The 23855-nt window shown below is 42.7% G+C and carries 20 protein-coding genes and 2 riboswitches; of the genes, 13 read left to right on the forward strand and 7 right to left on the reverse strand.

All coding sequences use genetic code 11. The annotated features are described in order from the left end of the window. Positions 1-86 precede the first annotated feature (86 nt). From ACWATR_RS05490 to ACWATR_RS05510, 5 genes are all read left to right on the forward strand, one after another. The gene (locus ACWATR_RS05490; protein WP_435026806.1) at positions 87-242 is read left to right on the forward strand and encodes a DUF3285 domain-containing protein; all 156 of its coding nucleotides are present in this window, start codon (positions 87-89) and stop codon (positions 240-242) included. 39 nt (positions 243-281) lie between these two features. After that, a complete protein-coding gene (gene ybeY, locus ACWATR_RS05495) occupies positions 282-809 on the forward strand; it encodes an rRNA maturation RNase YbeY (protein ID WP_181932571.1) in 528 nt (175 codons plus the stop codon). Between the two features lie 153 nt (positions 810-962). Beyond that, on the forward strand, positions 963-1418 hold the full coding sequence (locus ACWATR_RS05500) for a diacylglycerol kinase family protein (protein ID WP_460330205.1): 456 nt from the start codon (positions 963-965) through the stop codon (positions 1416-1418). Between the two features lie 255 nt (positions 1419-1673). After that, positions 1674-2273, forward strand: a complete 600-nt coding sequence (locus ACWATR_RS05505) for an anthranilate synthase component II (protein WP_460330207.1) — start codon at positions 1674-1676, stop codon at positions 2271-2273. A gap of 3 nt (positions 2274-2276) precedes the next feature. Then, entirely contained in the window at positions 2277-3044 is a 768-nt protein-coding gene (locus tag ACWATR_RS05510; RefSeq protein WP_460330209.1) for an MBL fold metallo-hydrolase, read from the forward strand. A gap of 167 nt (positions 3045-3211) precedes the next feature. Here ACWATR_RS05510 and ACWATR_RS05515 read toward each other — a convergent pair whose 3' ends face one another. Continuing rightward, positions 3212-4438: an FG-GAP repeat domain-containing protein gene (locus ACWATR_RS05515; RefSeq protein WP_460330211.1), complete on the reverse strand. Its 1227-nt coding sequence runs from the start codon at positions 4436-4438 to the stop codon at positions 3212-3214. Positions 4439-4990: 552 nt separating this feature from the next. Between ACWATR_RS05515 and ACWATR_RS05520 the strand changes: the two genes are divergently transcribed. Then, positions 4991-6301 (forward strand): aminopeptidase P N-terminal domain-containing protein, encoded by a 1311-nt coding sequence (locus ACWATR_RS05520; RefSeq protein WP_460330213.1) that lies wholly within the window; start codon positions 4991-4993, stop codon positions 6299-6301. Between the two features lie 329 nt (positions 6302-6630). Here ACWATR_RS05520 and ACWATR_RS05525 read toward each other — a convergent pair whose 3' ends face one another. Beyond that, the gene (locus ACWATR_RS05525; protein WP_460330215.1) at positions 6631-7821 is read right to left on the reverse strand and encodes a sensor histidine kinase; all 1191 of its coding nucleotides are present in this window, start codon (positions 7819-7821) and stop codon (positions 6631-6633) included. A gap of 439 nt (positions 7822-8260) precedes the next feature. Continuing rightward, a riboswitch (cyclic di-AMP (ydaO/yuaA leader) is annotated at positions 8261-8487 on the forward strand. 97 nt (positions 8488-8584) lie between these two features. Here ACWATR_RS05525 and ntrB point away from each other — a divergent pair. From ntrB to ACWATR_RS05550, 5 genes are all read left to right on the forward strand, one after another. After that, positions 8585-9436 (forward strand): nitrate ABC transporter permease, encoded by an 852-nt coding sequence (gene ntrB, locus ACWATR_RS05530; RefSeq protein ID WP_460330217.1) that lies wholly within the window; start codon positions 8585-8587, stop codon positions 9434-9436. A gap of 92 nt (positions 9437-9528) precedes the next feature. Then, positions 9529-10971, forward strand: a complete 1443-nt coding sequence (locus ACWATR_RS05535; RefSeq protein ID WP_460330219.1) for an ABC transporter substrate-binding protein — start codon at positions 9529-9531, stop codon at positions 10969-10971. A 158-nt stretch (positions 10972-11129) separates the two neighbouring features. Then, positions 11130-11966, forward strand: coding sequence for an ABC transporter ATP-binding protein (locus ACWATR_RS05540; protein ID WP_460340211.1), 837 nt, complete (start codon positions 11130-11132; stop codon positions 11964-11966). 17 nt (positions 11967-11983) lie between these two features. Further along, a riboswitch (cyclic di-AMP (ydaO/yuaA leader) is annotated at positions 11984-12213 on the forward strand. A gap of 175 nt (positions 12214-12388) precedes the next feature. Further along, positions 12389-13009 (forward strand): universal stress protein, encoded by a 621-nt coding sequence (locus ACWATR_RS05545; protein ID WP_460340214.1) that lies wholly within the window; start codon positions 12389-12391, stop codon positions 13007-13009. A 114-nt stretch (positions 13010-13123) separates the two neighbouring features. Beyond that, positions 13124-14461 (forward strand): SLC13 family permease, encoded by a 1338-nt coding sequence (locus ACWATR_RS05550; protein ID WP_460330221.1) that lies wholly within the window; start codon positions 13124-13126, stop codon positions 14459-14461. Between the two features lie 264 nt (positions 14462-14725). On the opposite strand, the gene ACWATR_RS05555 is transcribed toward ACWATR_RS05550, so the two are convergent. Then, positions 14726-14929: a high light inducible protein gene (locus ACWATR_RS05555; protein ID WP_069068507.1), complete on the reverse strand. Its 204-nt coding sequence runs from the start codon at positions 14927-14929 to the stop codon at positions 14726-14728. Between the two features lie 482 nt (positions 14930-15411). On the opposite strand from ACWATR_RS05555, the gene ACWATR_RS05560 reads away from it, so the two are divergent. Further along, positions 15412-18531, forward strand: coding sequence for an MFS transporter (locus tag ACWATR_RS05560; protein ID WP_460330224.1), 3120 nt, complete (start codon positions 15412-15414; stop codon positions 18529-18531). 324 nt (positions 18532-18855) lie between these two features. On the opposite strand, the gene ACWATR_RS05565 is transcribed toward ACWATR_RS05560, so the two are convergent. The 4 genes from ACWATR_RS05565 to ACWATR_RS05580 form a co-directional block, all read right to left on the reverse strand. Then, entirely contained in the window at positions 18856-19530 is a 675-nt protein-coding gene (locus tag ACWATR_RS05565; protein WP_460330226.1) for a HupE/UreJ family protein, read from the reverse strand. 262 nt (positions 19531-19792) lie between these two features. Further along, complete coding sequence (locus ACWATR_RS05570) at positions 19793-21544, reverse strand: ABC transporter ATP-binding protein (RefSeq protein WP_460330228.1); 1752 nt, start codon at positions 21542-21544, stop codon at positions 19793-19795. Between the two features lie 177 nt (positions 21545-21721). Then, positions 21722-22375, reverse strand: a complete 654-nt coding sequence (gene fraI / locus ACWATR_RS05575) for a septal nanopore formation protein FraI (RefSeq protein ID WP_460330230.1) — start codon at positions 22373-22375, stop codon at positions 21722-21724. A gap of 3 nt (positions 22376-22378) precedes the next feature. Further along, positions 22379-22642: a hypothetical protein gene (locus tag ACWATR_RS05580; RefSeq protein ID WP_460330233.1), complete on the reverse strand. Its 264-nt coding sequence runs from the start codon at positions 22640-22642 to the stop codon at positions 22379-22381. 164 nt (positions 22643-22806) lie between these two features. Between ACWATR_RS05580 and galE the strand changes: the two genes are divergently transcribed. Continuing rightward, positions 22807-23805 carry a UDP-glucose 4-epimerase GalE gene (gene galE / locus ACWATR_RS05585; protein ID WP_460330236.1) on the forward strand — a complete coding sequence of 333 codons (999 nt, stop codon included), beginning with the start codon at positions 22807-22809 and terminating at the stop codon, positions 23803-23805. Positions 23806-23855: the final 50 nt, after the last annotated feature.

Here is a 23855-nt window from a genome sequence, read left to right on the forward strand (position 1 = left end):
ATAAATTTCTCAGCAAGATACAGGCGATCGCCATTCTATCCCAGACCAACTGTTACAGTTATAAAAGAGCCTGTAGACAAATAACTATGAGCAACTCTCCTTCATCAGAATCTCAACCTAGCTACGTAAAACTCGCCATGCGAAACATGGTGCGGAAGGGTGCAACTTCCCTGAAGCATTTTGCGTTGACTGCTGTAGGGCTTTTAGCTCTCCTTGTTGGTCTTGCTTACCTAACTCACTAACAACAAATCGTAAACCTCAGACTAGGAGACTGTGTGCCCCTGAGAGTTGAACTATATGTGGAGGAGTATTTTTACGAGTTGTCCCCGACAACATCTGTAAAAATTGGGGACACCCATGCCCGAATTACTCCTGAAACTTGGGAAAATTGGTTTAATAACTGGTTGGAAATACTTCACCCTCAGATTCCGCCAGCGCCAAGTTATGAAATCGGGCTGCGTTTGACAGATGACTCGCAAATTCAAGAACTCAATTCTCAGTATCGTCAACAAAATAAGCCTACCGATGTTTTAGCCTTTGCTGCTTTGGAGGTGGATTTTCCTCAAAGCGAAGAAATGCTAACCTCTGTGCCATTATATCTAGGTGATATTATTGTGTCTGTAGATACGGCACAACGCCAAGCTCAACAACAAGAACATAGTTTACCAACTGAGCTAGCCTGGTTAGCTGCTCATGGTTTATTGCACTTGTTAGGCTGGGATCATCCTGATGAAGAAAGTTTGGAGCGAATGTTAGAACAGCAAGTGAGATTGCTGAACGCAATAGGTATTACTATTGACATTGAATAGCAGTAACTTGTGTATCCGTTAGTGTCAATTTTTGGTAATACTTTTATAATACTTCTGTGGAAAATTCCCTAAAGATTGCCTCAAAGTTAATTCTGCCATTAAGATTGGCAAATATTCCCACTGTAGCAACTCTATTTTTGTATTTTTAAGTCTATGTCCCAAAAAATTTCTCCACCACCAACGCCTACCTCGTTACAAACACTTGTGTCTAACGAACGAGAATTCTCTTGGAAAGTAGCCTCTAATTTATTTGTTAGTTTTAAATATGCTTGGGCTGGAATCAGCTATAGTTTTCAAACTCAACGTAATTTTCGCATCCATGTAAGTGTTTGTGCAATGGCGATCGCTTTAAGCGTTTTTTTACATCTGCAAGCGGTGGAAATAGCGGTAATTGGTATAACTAGTGGTTTAGTTTTGGCATTAGAGTTACTAAATACAGCGATCGAGTCCCTTGTGGACTTAACCGTTAAGCAGACATACCATGATCTGGCAAAAATTGCTAAAGATTGTGCAGCCGGTGCAGTCCTTGTCTCTGCTTTAGTAGCGGTGCTAGTAGCTGGTACGCTATTGCTCCCTCCTCTGGTAACGTTAATTATATCGGCTTTGTAGAAGTGATTTACGGAGGCGAGCATTTACCGCAGGCATCGCCAAGTGACTCGGTAAGAGAATTACACTCTGTTCGATTTCCTTTGCATAACACATTATAAACAATTCAAAATTTACGAAGTGGCTTGTCGTAGAGTAGCTGCTTTATATATACGTGTCCACGTCAGCGTTATTTTTACACCTAGCAAACAAATAGCATGAGATATTTGTCTATGCTGTTTGCAAATGATGAGTGTTAAAAACCAGGAGTGATGAGCTTTGATTATAGTTATCGATAATTACGACAGTTTTACATATAACTTAGTGCAATATCTGGGAGAATTGGCAGCAGAATTCCCAGTTGCAGATGAGATTAAAGTTTTTCGTAACGACAAGATATCCATAGATGAAATTCAAGCCTTAAAGCCGGAAGCCGTGGTTATTTCTCCTGGGCCTGGTCGCCCAGAAGATGCTGGCATTTCTTTAGCATTGATTGAACAGCTAGGACAAGAGTTACCAATTTTGGGTGTCTGTTTGGGACATCAAAGCATCGGTCAAGTATTCGGTGGTAAAATAATTCCGGCTCCAGAATTGATGCATGGCAAAACCTCTCAGGTGTCTCACACTGGGGTGGGAGTTTTCCGGGGATTAGAAAATCCTCTAACCGCCACCAGGTATCATAGTTTGGTAATCGAACGTGAGACTTGCCCAGATGTGTTAGAAATCACCGCTTGGGTTGAAGACAACACCATTATGGGAGTGCGACACCGGAACTATCCTCACATTCAGGGCGTCCAATTTCACCCAGAGAGTGTCCTGACATCTTCAGGAAAACAGTTATTGCGAAATTTTTTGGAACAGTTACAGTCAAGAGCATAATTAATGAAACGACGACAGTTGATGGGCTATGCTGGGGCGGGGTTGGTCACAGCTTTAGTTACTACCTTGGGTTCTGAATCTCAAGCTGACGCACAATCTAGCGGTTTATCAGTTCAGTGGTTGGGTCATACTTGCTTTCTTTTTACTGGTGGCGGTGCAAAAATTCTTGTCAATCCATTTCGGACGGTCGGCTGTACTGCTGGATATCGTCCCCCAAAAGTGGCAGCAGATTTAGTACTGATTAGCAGTCAACTACTAGATGAAGGCGCTGTGGACGTACTACCGGGAAATGCAAAACTCATCTATGAACCAGGAGTTTATGAGTTTAAAGGCATTAAGTTCCAAGGAATTGCCATAGACCACGATCGCAAAGGTGGTAAGCAGTTTGGCTCAAACACCGCTTGGAGTTGGAAGCAAGGTGGAATTAATATCTTACACTTAGGCGGAGCCGCTGCACCAATTACCATTGAGCAAAAAATCCTGATGGGTCGTCCCGATGTAGCATTTGTTCCAGTGGGAGGCAGTGCAAAAGCCTACAATGCTGAGGAAGCAAAGCAGGCTGTTCAAGTGTTAAATCCCAAGTTAGTGATTCCGACCCATTACCGGACACAAGCCGCCGATGCTGCTAAGTGTGATATTTCACCACTGGATGATTTTCTGACCTTAATGCAAGGTATGCCAGTGCGGCGTAGCAATGGAGATAGTATTTCCATTAGCCCTGGTAAATTGCCGGAAAATGGGGAAATTCAGGTTTTGAGTTACAAATTTTGAATACAAGAGACTGAGAAAGAACCAGGGGAAGCAGGGGAAAAATAATGACCTCTCCCCCAACCCCTCTCCGACGCGGAGAGGGGAGCAAAAGGCTGAATTCGTTGCTCCTCCCTTTTCGTTTCCCAGAGGGAGGCTGGGAGGGAGAGGTTCATCGAACTCACGTGATTTTAGAATGTATACCACTCTGGGCCAAGCTTATCTGCGTCGCTGATGGGAGTCTCAACGGCTGTTGTCTCATTGATAGTCCAAATGTTGTCTGCACTTGCTGTCTGATCGCGCCAGTAGATGTCGGTCTTACCATCGCCGTTATAATCACCAAGAGATGGTACTAAGGCCGGGTTATTAGCCGGTAAGAAAGCTTCAGTAGCGACTGTTGTACCATCCATCAACCAAGCAGTGTTTGCACCTGTGGTTCCATTGTGCCAGAAGATATCGGTCTTGCCATCACCGTTGAAATCACCAATTTTGGAAGTCCAAGTTGAGTCAAGTGTTCCCAAAGCACCTTCGGTGACTAAGATACCTCTCATTGTCCAAATCTTGTTCTCACCTGTTTGAGCGTTTCTCCACAACAGGTCAGTGCTTAAATCGCCGTTGAAATCGCCAACGCTATAAGTCCAAGCTGCATCTTGTGATTGCAGAGCAAATTCACTCTTTTGCGTACCATCCATGAACCAAACGCTGTTATCGCCTGTTGTCTGATTCCGCCAGAAGATGTCACTCTTGCCGTTGCCGTCGAAATCAACAATGGTAGGAGTTAGTGCTGGGTCTGTAGTGTCTAGAACAGTTGCAGTGAGAACTGTTGTGCCATCCATTTCCCAAATAGCGTTCTCACCGGTTGTAGCATTATGCCAGAAAATATCGGTTTTGCGATCGCCATTGAAATCGCCAATTGTTGGATTCCAGGCTGCATCAACGGTAGTTAGAGCAGCTGCATTAGCAACTCTGGTGCCATCCATCAGCACAATACTATTCTCACCGGTTGTCTTATTGCGTAATAAGAAGTCGGTTTTGCCATCATTGTTGAATTCGGCAATTTTGTAATCATAGGCGGCTAGGTCAAATTGACCCAAGGAACCTTGTTCGATAACACTTGTTCCATCCATCAGGCGAACGATAATTTCACCAGTTTGGGCATTGACCCAAAGTTTATCAGTTTTGCCATCACCGTTAAAGTCAGGAACAATCGCTGCACTAGTTAAGTAAGGATTGGGATTGGGATTTGCTGATACCACCGCTGATTGTTCTGGTTGTGAGGAACTCTTACTCCCCAGAAGCGAATCAGAACTTAGAGTAGTTAAACTATCAAGAGGAGATGCTAACGCTTGTATTTTTTGGGAAGTTGCTGCCCATTGATCATTATTGGAATTTTTTGAAGTATTTTGAGTTCCAAACATGGTGTAGTTTTATGATTGGTTGTCATCTTTTTTTAACTTTTTTTTGAAACCTCTTTCTGTAACCAAATAACATTTACCCGGCTTTCAATATTTCTTTATAACTATTTTTTCTTTATTAATGTCATTCTTTGAAGATAAATATCTGTTTGTTTTAAACTAAAGGGTTTAAATTTTCAAGTCCTATACAAGCAATTATAAAATATTTTTTGTGTTTGATGTATATGATGATTTATAGATAAGACTTAATTGTTTTATCTATTTTCTTTGGCATTCAAATGCTGTATCAAAAATCTACTGGTATCTTTAACAGTTAATCAGTCCAATAAAAATATCCTAAATCATTCAATAACAACAAGATCCCCGACTTCTTAAAGAAGTCGGGGATCTGAGTCTTTCGGGATAATTGATTATTCTCCAAACAATTTATGAATTGAGTGGAAACAAATATTGGTTAGAATAACTTAGATTAGCAACTATTAAGAAGCATAATCTGTGCATCCTCTAGTTGCCAAAAGTGTAAAATAACACAATACTTTAATACATACATCAGCTATGCAAGCAGAATATCGGCAGCGTCGCGAGCAATTAATGGCAAAAATTGGTGATGGTACAGCCATTTTTCGCAGTGCGCCAATGGCAGTGATGCACAACGATGTCGAGTATGTTTATCGCCAAGACAGTGATTTCTTCTACTTGACTGGTTTTAATGAACCACAGGCAGTAGCAGTGTTAGCGCCGCATCATGCAGAACATCGGTTTGTACTGTTCGTCCAACCGAAGGATCGCGAAAAGGAAGTATGGACTGGCTATCTTTGTGGGGTAGATGCAGCGAAGGAAATGTATGGTGCTGATGAGGCTTATCCCATTAGTGAGTTAGATGAAAAGTTACCGCAGTATTTGGAAAAAGCCAGCCGGATTTACTATCACTTAGGACGCGATCGCACCTTCAATGACCAAATTCTGAGACATTACCAAAGTTTACTGCGGACTTATCCGAAGCGCGGTACTGGGCCGATCGCTATTGAAGATACTGGCCCTGTCCTCAACAGCATGAGATTGATCAAAAGCGAAGCTGAGTTGGAATTGATGCGTCAAGCAGCTGCGATCGCTACTGAAGCACATAATTATGCCCAAGAAATCGCCGCACCTGGACGTTATGAGTACGAAATCCAAGCGGAGATGGAACGCATTTTTCGCTTGCGGGGTGGGTTAGGGCCGGCTTATCCTTCTATTGTGGCTTCCGGTGTGAATGCTTGCGTACTCCACTACATTGAAAATAATCGTCAAATGCAGGATGGAGAATTACTGCTAATTGATGCCGGTTGTGCTTACGGTTATTACAACTCTGATATTACCCGGACATTTCCTGTTGGGGGTAAATTTACGCCAGAACAAAAGACACTGTATGAGATTGTTTTAGAAGCACAAAAACAAGCGATCGCTCAAGTGCAACCAGGTAATCCTTTCAACTTAGTTCACGATACAGCAGTGCGCGTCCTCACAGAAGGTTTAGTTGAACTTGGCATTCTCAAAGGTGAAATTGACAAGTTAATTGAAGAAGAGAAATATAAACCATATTATATGCACCGCACCAGTCATTGGTTAGGTTTGGATGTCCATGATGTGGGTGTTTACCAGCACGGTGAAGATAAACCGCAGATTTTACAACCTGGTCAAATTTTGACAGTGGAACCAGGACTATATATTGTGCCAGATACGAAACTAGCAGAAGACCAGCCAGAGACAGATCCTCGATGGGTTGGTATTGGTATTCGTATTGAGGATGATGTATTAGTTACACCTGCTGGACATGAAGTGTTAACTGCGGGAGTTCCCAAAGCAGTAGATGAAATAGAAAGATAGAAATGGCGATGGTAGATACCATCCCTAAGAGAATATTTGAAAAGTCCTCTTTTTGGTAGTAAAACGTTCTAGATCCCCCTAAATCCCCCTTAAAAAGGGGGACTTTGATTTCGGTTCCCCCCTTTTTAAGGGGGGCTAGGGGGGATCAGTTAGTGCCTAAAATCACAGCTAACCACTTTTCAAACAACCTCTAAGAAAAGCCCCGGCGATTAGAAATCGCGGCTATACAGACAAAACCCACCGAGGTGGGTTTAAAACCCTTGATTTTGTATTAGTCCACGGAGGTGGACAATGCTAATGTAGTCGCGATTTACAATTGCCCAATACTTTTAAAATTCCATTTCCAAAGGAAAAATGACAGTGAAAGTAGAACCAACGCCTACCTGCGAGGCTAGGTTAATTTGGCCTTGCAATAGTTTTACCAACCGCGATACTATTGCTAATCCCAACCCAGTACTATCGGGAAGATAGGGGCGATCGCTAGCACTGACGCGAAAATAGGGTTCAAATATCTGGGTTTGGTTTTCTGGTGCGATGCCAATTCCTGTATCAGAAACTGCGATCGCCCATCTCTGATTCTCCAACACCTGACACATTATAATCACAGTCCCCGACTCTGTATAACGAATCGCATTACTAATAAGATTTGTGATAATCTGTTGCAGTTGGAAAGAATCTGCCATTACCTTTTCGGGAGCGCGATCGCAATCCACCACAATTTGTAAATTTTTTCCCGCAGCTAAAGGTTCTAACATTTCACACACATTACCAATTAATTCACGCACATCCGTAGGCGCTAATTGGAGTTTTATCTGTCCCGCTTCATAGCGCGAAAGTTCTAATACATCATTAATCAGATGAAGTAACTGTCTACCATTGCGTAGTACCCGCTCAATATGTTCTAAATTGGTAAAGTTGTCTTTTATCTCAGTCTTGCGTCGTTGTTGGCGTAAAAATAGATCCGAGTAGCCAATAATGGAAGTGAGGGGATGTTTCAATTCGTGGGCTAATTGGGAAAGATACTCTTGATTGGCGCTAATTAACCGCGTGAGTTCCTGATTATGGAGCGTTAGTGATGCTTGCAACCGGTGTAATTCTTGCAAGCGTTGCTCAACATAACTCTTGAAACATTGAGCGATCGCTTCATCTACAATCACATCAATCAAACGCATGGAACGAATTATCTCTGATGGGGTTCCCTTCAATAAATCTGCTTGTATAGCATCAAATATTACTGTTCGCAGCAGATGATATTCTCTGGCAATTTCTGCTGGATCAAAGCCTTGTTCGGCTCGAATCGCTCCATGCTGAAAACTGGCAGTAACCATTGACCGAATATCATTATCCTGAGATTTTGAAAGAACTGTCACCATTGCTTTCAAAAGATCAGGGATGTGATCCTTTACTGCTGTATAAGATAGTTCATCAGCACTTTCAATGCGTCTATCCTTGCGAACTGCTGCAATCCATTGCTTCAGGATGATATCCGTTTTTTCAGCCAGTATTTGACTAAAATCCATTATGTTAAATTCAGCTAGGAGATAGATGAGTAAACTTCCATATCCAAATAGTTTAGCGACTGAAATGGCGATCTACCAAAAAAATTGATATGTTCCACCTATCAATAGAAATAGATTTTGCAAATTCTTTCGTTGGTTAGATTAACTAACCGTAAATAAAAATTATGCGGTATAATATATATCCTAAAACAAACAATAAAACTCTTGCGGTCAACAAGCTTGATACTTGACTTAATTAAAATATTTAGCTTGCTGTGTAAGGATTTCACTCACAACACAACCAAAATTAGAGATTTTCTTGATTACCGAAAAGCCAATGTAGGTACTTGACTTCAGTATTAAAATAAACAACATTTACCATAAAACAGATGTAGTTACTAAAGCATTAATGTTATGCTCTACATATAGATGTTATAATGTGCATAATTTAGTATCTATTCGAGTAAGTCAGCCTAATCCAACGCATCACAGTGCGTGACGTTGGAGCGGAGGAACCAAATTGTGGGGCGAATCTCAAAGAAAGTGAGGAGTTGAAAGTGAGGAGTTAGGAATTAAATTTTATTTAATAACTCATAACTCATAACTCATAACTCATAACTCTCTTAAGAAGGGCATCTCTCAGCCCTAGCCCGTCAGCTAACTTCGTAGGCATTGAGAGGAGACTGAAGAGACGGCATTTTTATAATGTTCCGATCTCATCAGTGTCCAGGGCTGGTACTGCTCAAACTTTTTGTACCCGCACTTAAATCTGTTGAGGTCGTCAATGATATTTCAACTAAATTTAGCAGCGATCGCAGCGATCGCTGGGCAAGCTGTTTGGAAAAAGACCAAACCCGTCATTTTTAGAGATGTCTTCTTTTTACCAGTATTGGGCTTCTTGGGAATAATTGTGCTGTGGTGGATTATTGCACTTGCCAACCATGAATTGATGCCCACCCCACCAGAAGCGCTAATCGCTAATTTAGACTACATCTTAAATCCCTTCTACCAAAGAGGCCCAGGCAACTTGGGAATTGGTTGGTTGTTGATCGCAAGTCTGCGTCGGGTATTAATAGGCTTTTTGTTAGGTGCAGTAGTAGCGATTCCTCTGGGGTTTCTAATTGGGATGTCCAGACCGGCAATGCTAGCGCTCAATCCCATCATTCAAATTTTTAAACCCGTATCGCCCCTAGCTTGGCTGCCCATCGCCTTAGCAATTTTCAACTTAGCAGATCCTTCCGCTATTTTTGTCATCTTTATTACCTCCTTATGGCCGACAATTATTAATACCGCTTTAGGAGTTTCTAGCGTTCCCAAAGATTATTTAGATGTGGCACGAGTGCTAGAAATACCTCGTTGGCGACGGATAACAAAAATCATTTGGCCTGCAAGTTTGCCGTATATTTTTACAGGTTTACGAATTAGTTTAGGTATAGCTTGGCTAGTAATCGTTGCCGTGGAAATGCTCACAGGTGGTGTTGGTATCGGCTTTTTTGTCTGGGATGAATGGAGTCGTTTAAACCTCAGTTCAGTCTTTTTAGCTGTGTTGATAATTGGCTTAACTGGGTTAATCCTAGATTACGCTGTGGACAAAATCCAAGAATTAGTAACCCATCGCCCTAGAACTTCCAACTAACAAAATTCGGCTGCTATCAAAACAGCAAAATTAAATACAACGAGACTCTGCGCTTGAAGCGTGAGTAATTGATCACCAATGGAGCTACAAAAATGGGTGATAATAACTGGACTCGACGAGATTTTATTAAAGGAATCGGAGCAACTACAACCGGAATAGCATTGTCCTCCTGTGGAATTTCAGGAGATAGATCAGCTAAAGGACTAACTGAAGAAGCCTTAGCCGTGCAACCAGTAGTTAGATGGCAAGACCTAGAAAAATCTGACCTTACCATTGGTTACGTTCCCGTCAATGATTGTGCGCCATTTGCGATCGCCTGGAAAAAAGGTTTCTTCCGCAAATATGGTTTGAACGTTACACTCAACCGCGAAGCTAGTTGGGCTAATTCCCGCGACGGTTTAATTTTTGGTCGCCTGGATGCTTCACCCGTAGTATCTGGTGCTGTCACCAACGCCAGAATTGGTGCCGAAGGCGCACGCCAAGCCCCCTTGTGTGCAGCCATGACCATTCATCGCCACGGTAACGCCATGACAATGAACAAAGCCATGTGGAATTTTGGGCTGCGTCCGTGGTACGAGTATCAAGAAAAATATGGCGATGGCGCTTTAGAAGCCTTTGGGCGGGATTTCCGAGGCTACTTTGACAAGCAGGCGTCAGAAAACAAAGTCTGGGCGGTAGTATTAAGTTCCGCGATTTACGAATACTTTATCCGTTACTTATCTGCCGCCGCAGGTGTTGATCCGCTTAAAGAGTTTCGGATCATTATCGTTCCACCCCCTCAAATGGTAACAAATGTGCGGATTGGCGCCATGCAAGCTTACATGGTTGCAGAACCCTGGAATACACGAGCAATAACAGGTAATGAAAACATCGGCTTTACCTTCGCACAAGGTAAAGAAGTTTGGTTGGGACACCCAGATCGTTTGTTGGGAGTGATGCAATCTTTCATCGAAAAATATCCCAAAACCTATCGTTCTTTAGTCAAGGCGATGATTGAAGCCTGTCAGTATTGCAGCAAAGTAGAAAATCGCCAAGAAGTAGCCGAACTACTTACAGACCGTTCCTTTACAGGTGCTAAACCCAAAAATCAAGATGCTCCAATTGCCAAATTTACAAGTCCCGGAATTCTGGGCAACTATAATTACGGCGGCTTTGACGGCAAAGACCGTACCATCCAAGCCGATGACACCACGATTTTCTTCGATATTCCTGACAACCTTCCCAAACAGCCAGGAGAACACTCGACATTCTTATGGAGATCGAGAAGTATCTGGTTAATGACACAAGCAGCCCGGTGGGGACAAATTAAGAAATTCCCCAATAATGCCCAGAAATTAGCTGAAGATGGCTGGAGAACAGATTTATATCGGGAGATAGCATCAGAAATGGGCATTCAGTGTCCCAAGGATGATTACAAGGTCGAACCACCAGAAGTATTTATAGATAACAAAGCCTTCGACCCCAGCGATCCGGTGGGTTATCTAAATAGTTTTGCTATCAGGGCTAATGCTCCCACTAGCTTTTTCATCTCTTAAATTCCAAGTTCAAATATTGGCTGTGCCAATTTTAGATTTTGGATTGTAGTTCTTCGGTTTACGCCTTGCTTGTTGTGGGCGAAAGATAATCTAAAATTGCAAATCTAAAATCCAAAGTTGTTTGTTTGATGACTAGATTATTTCGGGAGCATTTGATGATGGAATATACCTCATTACCTATTAATACCCAGACCAAAGTTCTTCCCCGCACTGGATTTTTAGAAATTGAAAATTTAGTCAAGTCTTATCCGACACCTGATCAAGAGAACTTTGTCGTTTTAGATGGAGTTAATCTGACAATTGGTGAAGATGAATATATTTCTGTAATTGGTCACTCAGGTTGTGGTAAATCAACTCTACTAAAGATAGTAGCTGGTTTAGAAAAAGCAACTTCCGGCTCAGTCCGGCTAGACGGAAAAGAAATTCGTCAGCCAGGAGCCGAGCGGATGATGGTATTTCAGAACTATTCTTTGTTACCTTGGTTAACAGTACGAGAAAATATCCGTTTAGCTGTGGATGAAGTGCTAAAAAATGCTAATCGGGCTGAGAAAATTAGCATTGTAAATCAGCACTTGGCAATGGTAAACTTGACGGCGGCGGCTGACAAATATCCTGATGAAATCTCTGGAGGTATGAAACAACGAGTAGGTATTGCCAGAGCCTTAGCAATTCGTCCTAAAATGTTGCTGATGGATGAACCTTTTGGGGCATTAGATGCGCTAACTCGTGGCAAATTGCAGCGGCAGGTATTGGATATTTGGGAAAATAATCGTCAAGCAGTGATGATGATTACCCACGATGTAGACGAAGCAATTTATATGTCCGATCGCATCGTCTTAATGACCAATGGCCCAGCTGCTAATATCGGGGAGATTTTAGAAGTTCCTTTTGAGCATCCACGCGATCGCGCCGCTATGCGAAACTCAAAAGAATATTTTGAACTCCGCAACCACGCCCTAAATTTCCTTGATCGATATTTTGCCCAAGACGAGTAAATTAGATTATCATTTTTTTTAGTGGGTAGCCTAATTCAAATTCATGAAAGCTGGATTTGGAACGGAGGAACCAATGTTTGGGGCTAATCTTGCAGAGAGCGGCAATTTAAGAGTCAGAAGTTTTAACTCAAGACTCAGCACTCACCACGGGCTAAACGCCCCGCTTGCGCTAACAGCACTCCTAAGAGAGAGACACCTTCCAGTCTTAGCCCGTCAGCTAACTCCGTAGGCAATGGAAGGAACCCCCAAGAGTTTGGCTGTAATACAGTTATTATTGGGGTTTCCTTGACTGATTTAAGATTTGAGATTTTGGTTATCGTTACTCAATCTAAAATCCAAAATCCAAAATCCAAAATTTGTCCCCCTGCTTCTCATTACTAATTCATTTCATTGGGAGAAGTAAAGCTGTGCAAATCAAGCCAATGTTAGCACGTCTGCAAAGTGCCACAGGTCGAGATGACTTAATTGAACAAATGGTACTGCTGCCAGAACCAAAAAAACCTTTTTATAACAAACCTCAAAAATCAAAAGCAGTTAATTTAATTGTTGCTTATGACGGATCTCCCAAAAGTCATACGGCATTAGATATTGCCTTTTGGATTGCCCATCAAACCCGTTTAGCTACTAATGCAGAAGTTACAGTTCAAGCTGTTTATGTATTAGAAGATAATCAAAGCAGCCAGGCTCCAAATATCTTGAGTTTTCCACAACAACAGCCTTCATTAGAATGTCAGGTTAGTGAAGTATCAAAGTCTGTCACACTAGTATTAACTCAACCAAAATTGCAGACAGTAGTAACTCCCCTACAACAAGCAGATATAATTCTCTGGCAAGCTCGAAGTCTGGCTGAAGAATGGCAGGGTTCCTTCAAATCTCATTTGCGCTTTGGCTGCATTTCTACAGAACTTGCCAAAGTTGTTGAATCAGAAAATGCCGATATTCTGTTTTTAGGTTGCAACTCTGTGAATCATCCGATGATTGAGGCACTAGGCTCTAATTTTCCCTGCGCCGTTTTGGGTATTCCCAGTTGTATTGATGAATAATCGCTATTGCAAATTGCAGTAATTTTTATCCAATTTTAATCACAGATAAGTCACCTATAAATAGGTGGCTTTTTTCGCTACTATTCAACCAATAAAACTTCGGGAGGTTAGGGTGTGGAAAACTGGCAAGCAATCCTTAGTGTGATTACGTTTATAAGCGTCATTGTTTTAGTAATGACGGAATGGGTACATCTCACTATTGCGGCATTATTGGGAGCATTATTATTAGTTTTTAGCAACGTCATGACTTTGCAAGAAGCTGTTGGTTACATCGGCAAAAGTCATGGAACACTCGGTTTATTTTTTGGAGTTATGGTGTTAGTGCGGGCTTTTGAGCCTACGAAGATATTTGATTATTTAGCCACTCAAATAGTACTTCTAGCTAAAGGACAAGGCAAACGTCTATTACTTGGTATTGTGGCTATAGTGACACCCATTTGTGCAGTCTTACCAAATGCCACAACAGTAATGTTGCTAGCACCTTTAATTCCACCAATGGCGGAAGAAATTGGGATAAATTTCGTACCATTGTTGATTTTAATGGTGTTTGTTGCTAATAGTGCCGGACTGCTGACTTTAGTTGGAGATCCTGCTACATTTATTGTCGGTGATGCTGTGAATATAAGCTTTACAGATTATTTATTGAAATTGAGTTTAGGAGGAGTGATTGCCATTGTCATAGTGATTGCAACACTGCCATTTTTATTCCGTAAAATTTGGAATACACAGTTAGATAATCTTGAAGAACTACCACACCCACAAATAAATCATCCACGTGCTTTAAGCCTGGGTGCAATTATTGTATTTTTCGTCCTGCTATTTTTTGTCATTGGAGAATCTCTACCAGTTCCGATTTCACCTGCTGCCGCAGCTTTGTTAGGAGCAGCCTTAGCTTTGCTTTTATCTCATCATAGCAAAATCGATTCAGTTAACAACATTTTGCGGGATGTAGACTGGAGTACATTAATATTTTTTATGAGTATTTTTGTGTTAATTGGAGGACTAGAAAAAACAGGTGTAATCAATGGCTTATCAGGAATATTGGCAGTAATTTTAGGAAAAAATATTATCCTGGGTTCTCTATTTTTATTATTTTTTGTGGGTATATTATCCAGCGTAGTGCCCAATATTCCTTTAGTGGTGGGGATGGTTCCCTTACTTAAACAATATATTGTGACTGTTGGATTAGCACCCGCAGAAGTTTTAGCACAAGATTTTCAAGGACAGTTTCCGCCAGAAGTATTACCTCTGTTTTATGCCATGATGTTTGGTGCAACTTTAGGAGGTAATGGTACACTTGTAGGTGCATCATCTAATATCGTAGCCGCTGGCATTTCTGAGCAGCATGGACGCCGCATCTCGTTTAAAACTTTTCTCCACTACGGTATTCCAGTGATGCTATTACAACTAGTAGCTTCAGCTTTATATGTGTTGGTTCGGTTTTTACTTTAGGTAAGGATAGTGCTAAGTAAGTCGGCGTAAATATTTGATTTTTGAAAATATACGTAGCGGCGTGGCAAGACTAAAATGTTGCAATAAATTTTTCTTGTAGTGTGGGCATCTTGCCCGCACAGACGGGCGAGACGCCCATTCCACAAAAGTCAAGCTAATGCAGTATCTTAAGCTTGACACGCTACTACAAATGCCTAATTTTGTTCAAAAATCAAATCGGATTCCTATAGGTTCTTAATCAGTCAGAATGGCTGTGGCAGACTATTAGTAACCGATTATGTGTAATACGTCGCGCAGAACGCTAAAACCAGCTAAATCCCAAAGTAAATAGGCAAGAAAACCAATAGCTGCTAATCGACCATTCCAGATTTCGGCTTGAGGAGTCCAGCCAAATAAAAATGCGTTGCGATCTATACCGTTATAAGCTTTAGCAACAGTTGATAAATCAGTGGAAGGACGTGTTTCCATTTTTTTTGTACTCAAGATGTGTTTGTTAACTTTAATGTAGCTATGTATAACTAAACTGCTTTATGCCTATAGGAACAAACTATAGGCACTTCTTGCGGACGATAATCAACAACATATTGGTATGGACAAATCCACCTTGAGAGGGTGACAACAAATAACTATGTAAACAAATACGAAATATTGTAAAGCTTTTAATTCATGTACAATCAATCGCTATAAACAAGTAATTAAAAATTATAAATTAGCGATATATACATAATCTTATCTGCCAATTAGATGAAGTTTTTTGTCAAGAGATAAGAAAAGTTATATCTTGCGCTGGATGAGGGTTTCAGCCTTTGGATGGATGCTTTAAACAGCTAAATTCTACGATTCTGATCTAAAGAGTTAGGTATTGCCATAGGTACAAACATAAATACTAAGAGTTGCTTCTCAAGAAAATCTTAATTCCCCAAATTTAAACCTTAGAAGAAGGAAATACAATGTTCCAAAGTACGGAAATCATGCTGGGACTCTACAAACCACTATTGTGGCTAGCACAGATTCCAGCAGAATCCTCAAACGTCACACCAGCACAGGCATCGGCTCTTGTTTCCGGGCCGCGCTTTTTTGTGGCTTTAATCTCCGGCGTGATTCTAGCCTTTGCTTTCCAATTAGTTCTAACTAATCTCTCCCTTGCAGCCGGTATTTCCTACCTGGGGCACTCATCTGACTCGGATTCAGATGATGGGGAAGTGGGAAGTTTGGGTGGCAGCATTCGCAAAATCGGCACAGCAGTGGGGATTTGGACATTAATCACTGTGACGATCGCCTTATTAATCGCTTCTTTCCTCGCAGTAAAATTGAGCCTGGTAATCTTAGATCCAGGATTGGGAGCGATTCTCGGTTTGGTGATTTGGGGTGCTTACTTTTTAATTCTCGTTTGGGTAAGTTCCACCACAGTAGGCTCCTTAATTGGCTCAGTCGTCAATACCGCAACTTCCGGCTTTCAGGCGATTATGGGGACTGCTACCGCCGCACTGGGTGCTAAAGCTGTGAATAACCAAGTGGTAGCGACAGCTGAAGCCGCCGCCGCCGCTGTCCGTCGAGAATTAGGAAGCGGCATCGACCCCGTGAGTATCCGGGAAAACATTGAAGATTACTTAGAAAAGATCCGTCCTCCAGAAATCGATGTGTCAAAGATTCGGAGTGATTTTGAAAATTTACTCAACGATCCGCAGTTAAAAGCGATCGCAGGGACTCCAGATATCCGCAACATCGACCGCCAAAAGTTCATCGAATTAGTCAGCAGCCGCACCGACCTTTCCAAAAAAGATGTTAGCCGCATTGCTGATACATTGTATAAAGTTTGGCAGCAAGTGGTAAGTCAGCAACCACCCACCGAAGACCGTTTAGGTGAGTTGATCGATTATCTGAAATCACTTCCACCAGGACAAAGCAAAACAGATGAACTCAACGCCAAGCTGGATCGGTTAGTCGCAGAAACTCGTGGCTCGAAAGGATCTGACCAAAAGGCAGCTACGGGGCCAATTCAAAGTACACTCCAGCAAGGACTATCTGCCTTAACCGGAGTGGTATTGGGAAGAACAGATTTGTCTGATTTGGATGTGGAAAAAATCTTGCGTAGCCTCACCACTGCCAAAGATAAAGTCACCCAAGAAGCAGATAAGCTAGGGTTGCCAACACCATCGCAACCTTATAGTCCGATTCGGGCTGATGTCGAAAATTACCTCTACAACACTTATGCTTGGCAACTGAGTCCAGAAAAAATCACCCAGGAATTTCATGATGTCATCTACGACCCAGCAGCTGACCCTGGAATCGTCCGCAGGGAACTAGAACGACTATCTCGTAATGATTTCGTCAAAATCCTCCAACAGCGGGGATTGCTCACCCAAGGACAAATTCAGCGCATTGCCGATCGGCTAGAAACTGTCCGCCAAGAAGTGCTAGTGACAGTGAGAGCGATCGAAGAAAGAGAGATAGTCCAAGACTTGCAACGCGCAGTGGAAAGTTATCTGCTGGTTACTCCAAAAGCAGATTTTACACCCGAAGGCATTGAGCAGAATTTCAAACCACTGTTGCAAGACCCAGAGGCAGATTATGAAACTCTGACATTGCGATTGGCGCAGGTTGAAAGGCAGGAAATTCGGGAGATATTGCTGCAACGTAATGATGTCCAGCTATATGAAGTAGACACCATTCTGGATGAGTTGGAAAAACAACGCGATCGCGTCTTGGTAGAATCCAAAGGACTAGCTGAACAGGCACAATATCAAGCAGAAACCCTGTGGCTGAATGTAGAATCATATCTGCGTAACACCGGAAAATCAGAACTGAATCCTGATGCCATCCGCGCCGACTTCAAAAAGTTACTGGAAGATCCTCAAGGTGGAATCACCTCAATTCGGGCACGTTTGTCTCGCTTTGACCGCGATACTTTGGTGCAATTGTTGAATCAGCGGGAAGATTTGAGTGAAGATCAAATTAATCAAATCATCAATGCTGCTGAGGAATCATGGCATAGTATTCGCCACACACCCCAAGTTTTAGCAGATAAGGCGAAAGAGCAATACGACTCTGTTACCACCACGATCGCAGATTATCTCCGGAATACTGGGAAACAAGAACTGAATCCAGAGGGTATTCAGCGAGATTTGACCAGATTGTTTGAAAATCCCAAAGAGGGAACCGTAGCACTACGCCGTCGGTTGTCGCAGGTAGACCGGGATACACTGGTGAAGTTGCTCAGTCAACGTCAAGATTTGAGTGAAGAACAAGTCAATGAAATCATTGATTCCACCCAAACTTCAATTCGCAACTTTGTACGTGCGCCTCGTCGCCTTGCTAGCCGCACACAGCAAAGAGTGGAAACATTCAAAGGTTATGTGGAAGAGTATCTGCGCCAAACAGGCAAAGAAGAACTCAATCCTGAAGGCATCAAACGCGACTTGCAATTATTGTTGCATGATCCACGAGTCGGCGTGGAAAGTTTTAGCGATCGCCTTTCCCATTTTGACCGTTCTACCATCATCGCCCTGCTGAAAATTCGGGAAGATATTTCTGATGAAGAAGCGGCGCGGATTGCCGACAACATTGTATCCGTGAGGGATCAATTTGTAGAACAAGTGCGGAATATTCAACGAGGCATTCAAGATGCAATTGATGGAGTTTTTGCCCGGATTCGTAACTACCTCAACTCCTTGGATCGCCCGGAACTTAACTATGACAGTATCAAGCAGGATGTCCGCACATTCTTTGATGATCCCCAGGCGGGGTTTGATGCCCTGCGCGATCGCCTGTCCTCTTTTGACCGTGATACCCTAGTGGCAATTATGAGTTCTCGTGAGGACATCTCCGAGGAAGATGCCAACCGGATCATCGACCAAATTGAACGGGCCCGCAACACAGTATTACAACGTGCAGAACGCATACAGCACGAAGCCCAACGCCGCCTAGAACAGGTAAAGCATCAAGCACAGCGGCAAGCAGAAGAAACCCGCAAAGCCGCAGCTACAGCAGCTTGGTGGCTGTTTGCCACAGCACTCGTCTCCGCGATTTTCTCTGCATTAGGAGGAGCGATCGCTGTAATTGCGCTGTAGTTTAACAAGTTGTCTCCGCTAACTTTTAAGCCTCCCCGTATGGGAGGCTTTTTTGTATTTAGGACTTACGCTGTAGGGGTAATTCATGAACATTGGTTTCAAGTTAAGCTTAAACGCTTATCCCACATACGTTTTACCCCCCTTAATCCCCCCTTGTAAAGGGGGGAAACAAGAAAATCTAGTTCCCTCCCCTTTACAAGGGGAGGGTTAGGGTGGGGTAACGCGGTGATGCGATGCGAGTGAACTCAATATCACGAGTGGGGGCGCACAGCTAGGTGTACGCCCCCACGAATGAATGTATTCCACTGAATTGAAATATATTATTTAAATAATTGAATTGCTCAAAAACACAATGCCGATCGCACATAAAGCGAAACCAGCAATGGTAATTTTCCAGGGTAAAGTTCGGTTGATTTCTCCCATACCCATTGCAGTACCAATTTGTCTGGCACTCATGGCAACTGCAAACAGAGTTAAGGTCATACCTACTATATAGGCAATTAATGGTATCGTTCCTGCCCCAATAATAGATTCAGCAACAGTGTAACCCTGAAATAAACCAGCACTGATGCCCATGAGAGCAAGTACTACAAAGTTTGGTTGATTTGGCATCATCAGCATAGTACTAAAAATGATGGTAGAAATAGCGATCGCTATTTCTGCACCGGGAAAATTTAGCTGGAATAGATGAATTACAATGCCCAAGATTGCTGCGAAGACAAAGCATCCAAGTATCACAGCGCCACGAATAAACACAGATGAGAGTAAGCCAATAGCAACAATACCAACTAAACAATCCAAGCTAGTTACTGGGTCTGCCAGTCCCCAGAGAAAGCCTTCCCAGTAGTTAGAGATGGTATGGTCAACTGGTGTTCCAGTTAATGAACTCAGCAAGCTAATTAAAAGTAGAACTGCGATCGCCCCAATATGGCGATGCATTAAATTCGAGGTATAAAATTCCCGTGAAGTACGGGATGGTGGTAATTTAGTTTTGAACATCACTATATGCCAAATTAGTTTTTTCGGTAATTTATACTACCCACTTACCCCAAAAAACTAACGTGGTAATTACGCTAGTACCGCAAGGCGGAATTCGTAATTCGTAATTCGTAATTCGTAATTCGTAATTAATTGTTTGCAAGGGTTTCAGATTGAAAACCCCAAGGCTAGGAATAGTAATACTTTTACCTCCTGCCTCCTGCCTCCTGCCTCCTGCCTTCTGCTATACTCAGCAATTACTCCGAATCAGTGGTGGAAGATATCACCGCAGTAATTCCTCAACTTGATGTTGGCTCCACAAAGTTCTGTATAAACCCTGTTGTTGCAAAAGTTCTAAATGATTTCCGATTTGAACAATTTTTCCCTTTTCCATCACAAAAATTCGATCAGCCGCCGCCGCCGCGGATAATTGATGGGTAATAAAAATTACTGTTTTGCGGTCTGTACCACTGGAAAGATTGTTGAGGATTTGTGTGGCTGTTTGATTATCCACACTAGAGAGAGCATCATCTAAAATTAACACTGGCGCATTGACCAGCATTGCCCTAGCTAAAGCAGTCCGTTGTCGCTGACCGCCAGAAAGAGTAATACCGCGTTCACCAACAATAGTTTCGTATTGCTGGGGAAAATTGTTAATTTCTGATTCAATTTGAGCAAGTTTAGCAACATATTCTATCTGCTCTTGTTGGCTAACTGGATCGCCATAGCGGATATTATTTTTGATTGTGGTGCTAAATAGAAAGCTATCTTGAGGAACGTAGGCGATCGCAGATCGTAAATCTGTCAAAGCTATTTTAGTAATATCCAGCCCATCTAAAAACAATTGTCCTGATTCAATATCCAGCAAGCGCGGCAAAGCATTGGCCAAAGTAGATTTCCCCGAACCAATTGCCCCAACAATCGCTACAGTTTCTCCAGGAGCAATGGTAAAGTTAATATTTGCTAAAGCTGGAGTAGTGGAACCAGGGTAATTGTAGGTAAGATTTTTAGCTGTTAGTTCCCCTTTAAGTTCAGCCATCGGTAGATGTATCGCATCGGCTGCATCTTTAACTTTCGGTGTGACAGAGAGAATAGATTCAAGGCGATCTATACTAACTTCACCCCGTTGGTAGGCAGTAATTGTGAATCCTAAAAGGGCTGTGGGGAAAACCAGACGCTCGACATAAATTAACAGTGCTAAAAAGTCGCCAACCTGAAGGGTTCCAGAAGACATCCGCGCCGCCCCTAGCCAGATAATCACCAGTGAACTGACATTAGCCAGCCCGCCAATTAACGGAAACAGTGTATTTCGGATTTTTGCCAGTTCTAAGTTAGCAGTCAATAGCTGCTGATTTTTCTTAGCAAAAGCTCGACGCTCATTAGCTTCTTGAGCATAGATTTTAATTAAGGCAATGCCACTGATATCCTCCTGAATGAGTTCGCTGATGTCAGAGAGTTGCTCTTGGACTGCTGCTTGTTGTTTGCGTAAGCGATCGCTAAACAGACTCACCAGTAAGAGCATAAAAGGGTACACTGCCAGGGACGCTAGTGTGAGATCCACACTAATGGCCAGCATTACAGGCAGTGTCAGGGCGTAGGCAAACACAGTATTTGCCAAACTCAAAACTGCAAAACCCAATAAACGCTTGATATTGTCCACATCACTGGTAGCCCGATTAATCAAATCGCCAGCAGTATTACTGGCAAAATAAGCCGGCTCCAGCTTTAGTAAGTGTTCAAAAATCCGTTGTTTCAGGTCAAATTCTACCTGCCGCCCCACCCCAAATAGCCAAATGCGGGATGCCATCCGCATTAGCCACATTGCCGAACTGAGCAAGACAATGATCACTACGTAATGTAGTATTTGGTTCCAGCTGAAGGTTGTCGAGAGTTTATCGACACCAGCACGAATCAACCAAGGGATATAAACACCCAGTGCATTAACAGACAACAAAGCCAGAATGCCCAAAGACATTTCCTGCCAATGGGGTCGTAGGTAAGCACCGAGTTTAGCGAGTCGTCGAGATTTTGCCATTCAAGCAATTTTGCAACTTTATCATCATAGATTAACTGCTAGTCCCAGCAGGCAGCTATGCAGAGGGAATGGGGAATGGGGAATGGGGAAGGGTAAAAACCTATTTGGGGACAGTCGGCTAACTAATTCAACCCTTTGCCCTTTGCCCTTTACCCTTTACCCCCTTTTTTTACTTTATTACCGCTGAACACGCAAGAACCTGTAAACTTCAGCGAGATAACTTTCCCAAGTTCTTGTTGTCAATAGCAACGTTTCTGAATTTGGTACAAAGTCTTCAAGCCGTAAACCGCGTGTGCGAATATCTTGAGGATTTCCTTGTAATAGGTAGGGCGGCACTCTCAAATTATAAGAAAGAATGCTATCCCCAGTCACATCAGAGATATTCACGGCAGTGGTTTGTTGCCCTAATGCTACCAGTGTCCCAGATATTGGTGCGGCACTTGCTACAGATGTTTCACCTGTCATTGCTAGAGGTGCTCTATAAAGAAAATAGGCGACTGCTGGTGTACTTGCCAACAGCAAAATCGTCAGTGACCAACCTATAAAGTATCCTCCTGGTTTCTCTATTCCACCTCCTTTGATTTTCTGAGCGGCAAGAATCATCAGTAAAACAGAAGCTCCTAGAGGCTTGAGTGGAAAAGATATCATCCTCCACAACGACGCCACAGCTGGTTCATTGGGGTTAAGAAATGACAGGGCTACGATTACCAAGATAACGACTAAGATTAATCGCCCTACAAAAGTTCCAGAGGGATAAAATCTCTGGAACAGAGAATATACGATAGTGCCAATCAGCAGCCACAGTAGTACCCGGCTTAGCAATAGAAACATAGATTAACTCTCAAATTTTCTGGTGCGGTGAGCCAGTGTGGTGGTGAGGCAGTTCACTTTTTTGATTGGGTTTCCCCCGCCACTGCCTTTTACGGGAGGTAACCCCCGCAACGGAGTGGCTTCCCAGAAGGAACTACCGTGCATAATTTCCCTGTATAAAACAACTGGCGACTTCCTAGTTTTAGCGACGCTATAAACGTCACCCGTAAGGGCCAACCGAGAGGTTCCGGGAAATGGATTTATTTGATTGTCAAATTGTAATCGCACTGTTTGACTTAAAATACTTCAAACCTCACACCCAAAGACTACTACCGTCGTAGTGATTTTAGTGCAATTTTTTGACACTGCGCCTATTATTTATAATTTTCCAGAAGAGTAATGTAGCACCGGTAAACTAAATTAATTGAGTAATCCACTCAAAAGGAAAAACTATGTCGCCTGGAAAGCCTACCATTTTGGTAACAGGGGGAGCTGGATATATTGGTTCCCATACAGTACTTGCCTTGAAGCAAGCGGGTTATAACGTTGTCATCCTTGATAATCTGGTCTATGGGCATCGTGAACTTGTAGAAAAGGTTTTAGAGGTAGAACTGATCGTTGGGGATACAGGCGATCGCGCTTTGCTAGATGACATATTTAAAACTCACGATATTTCTGCTGTGATGCACTTTTCTGCTTACGCCTACGTAGGAGAATCGGTGACTGACCCAGCCAAATATTACCGGAATAATGTCCTTGGTACTTTCACCCTGTTAGAAGCGATGCTGGCGGCATCTGTGAAGAAATTTGTCTTCTCTTCTACCTGTGCCACCTACGGGGTACCAGAATTCGTGCCCATTCCAGAAACCCATCCCCAAAATCCGATTAATCCTTATGGCGCTACAAAGCTAATGGTAGAGCGGATTCTCTCTGATTTTGATGTTGCTTACGGTTTCCAATCAGTGCGTTTCCGCTATTTTAATGCTGCTGGTGCTAATCCCAATGGCTTACTGGGCGAGGATCACAACCCAGAAACCCATTTGATTCCCTTGGTGCTAATGACCGCTTTAGGTAAAAGAGAATCCATCTCAATTTTCGGCACCGATTACCCCACACCCGATGGTACTTGTATTCGCGATTATATTCATGTCAACGATTTAGCAGATGCCCATATTTTGGGATTGGAATATTTATTAAAAGGTGGCGATAGCGAAGTTTTTAATTTGGGTAATGGAAGCGGTTTCTCCGTCAGAGAAGTCATTGCCGCAGCCGAAGAAGTGACAGGAATTTCCATACCAGTAGAAGAACGCGATCGCCGGCCTGGCGATCCCCCAATTCTCATCGGTACCAGCGAGAAAGCCAGAACAATCTTAGGCTGGCAACCTCAGTATCTATCCATCCAAGATATTGTCACTCATGCGTGGCAGTGGCATCAAAAGCGACATAAATAAGAGGGGAATGGGGAATGGGGAATGGGGAATGGGGAATGGGGAATGGGGAA

This window comes from Nostoc sp. UIC 10890, assembly GCF_054786515.1.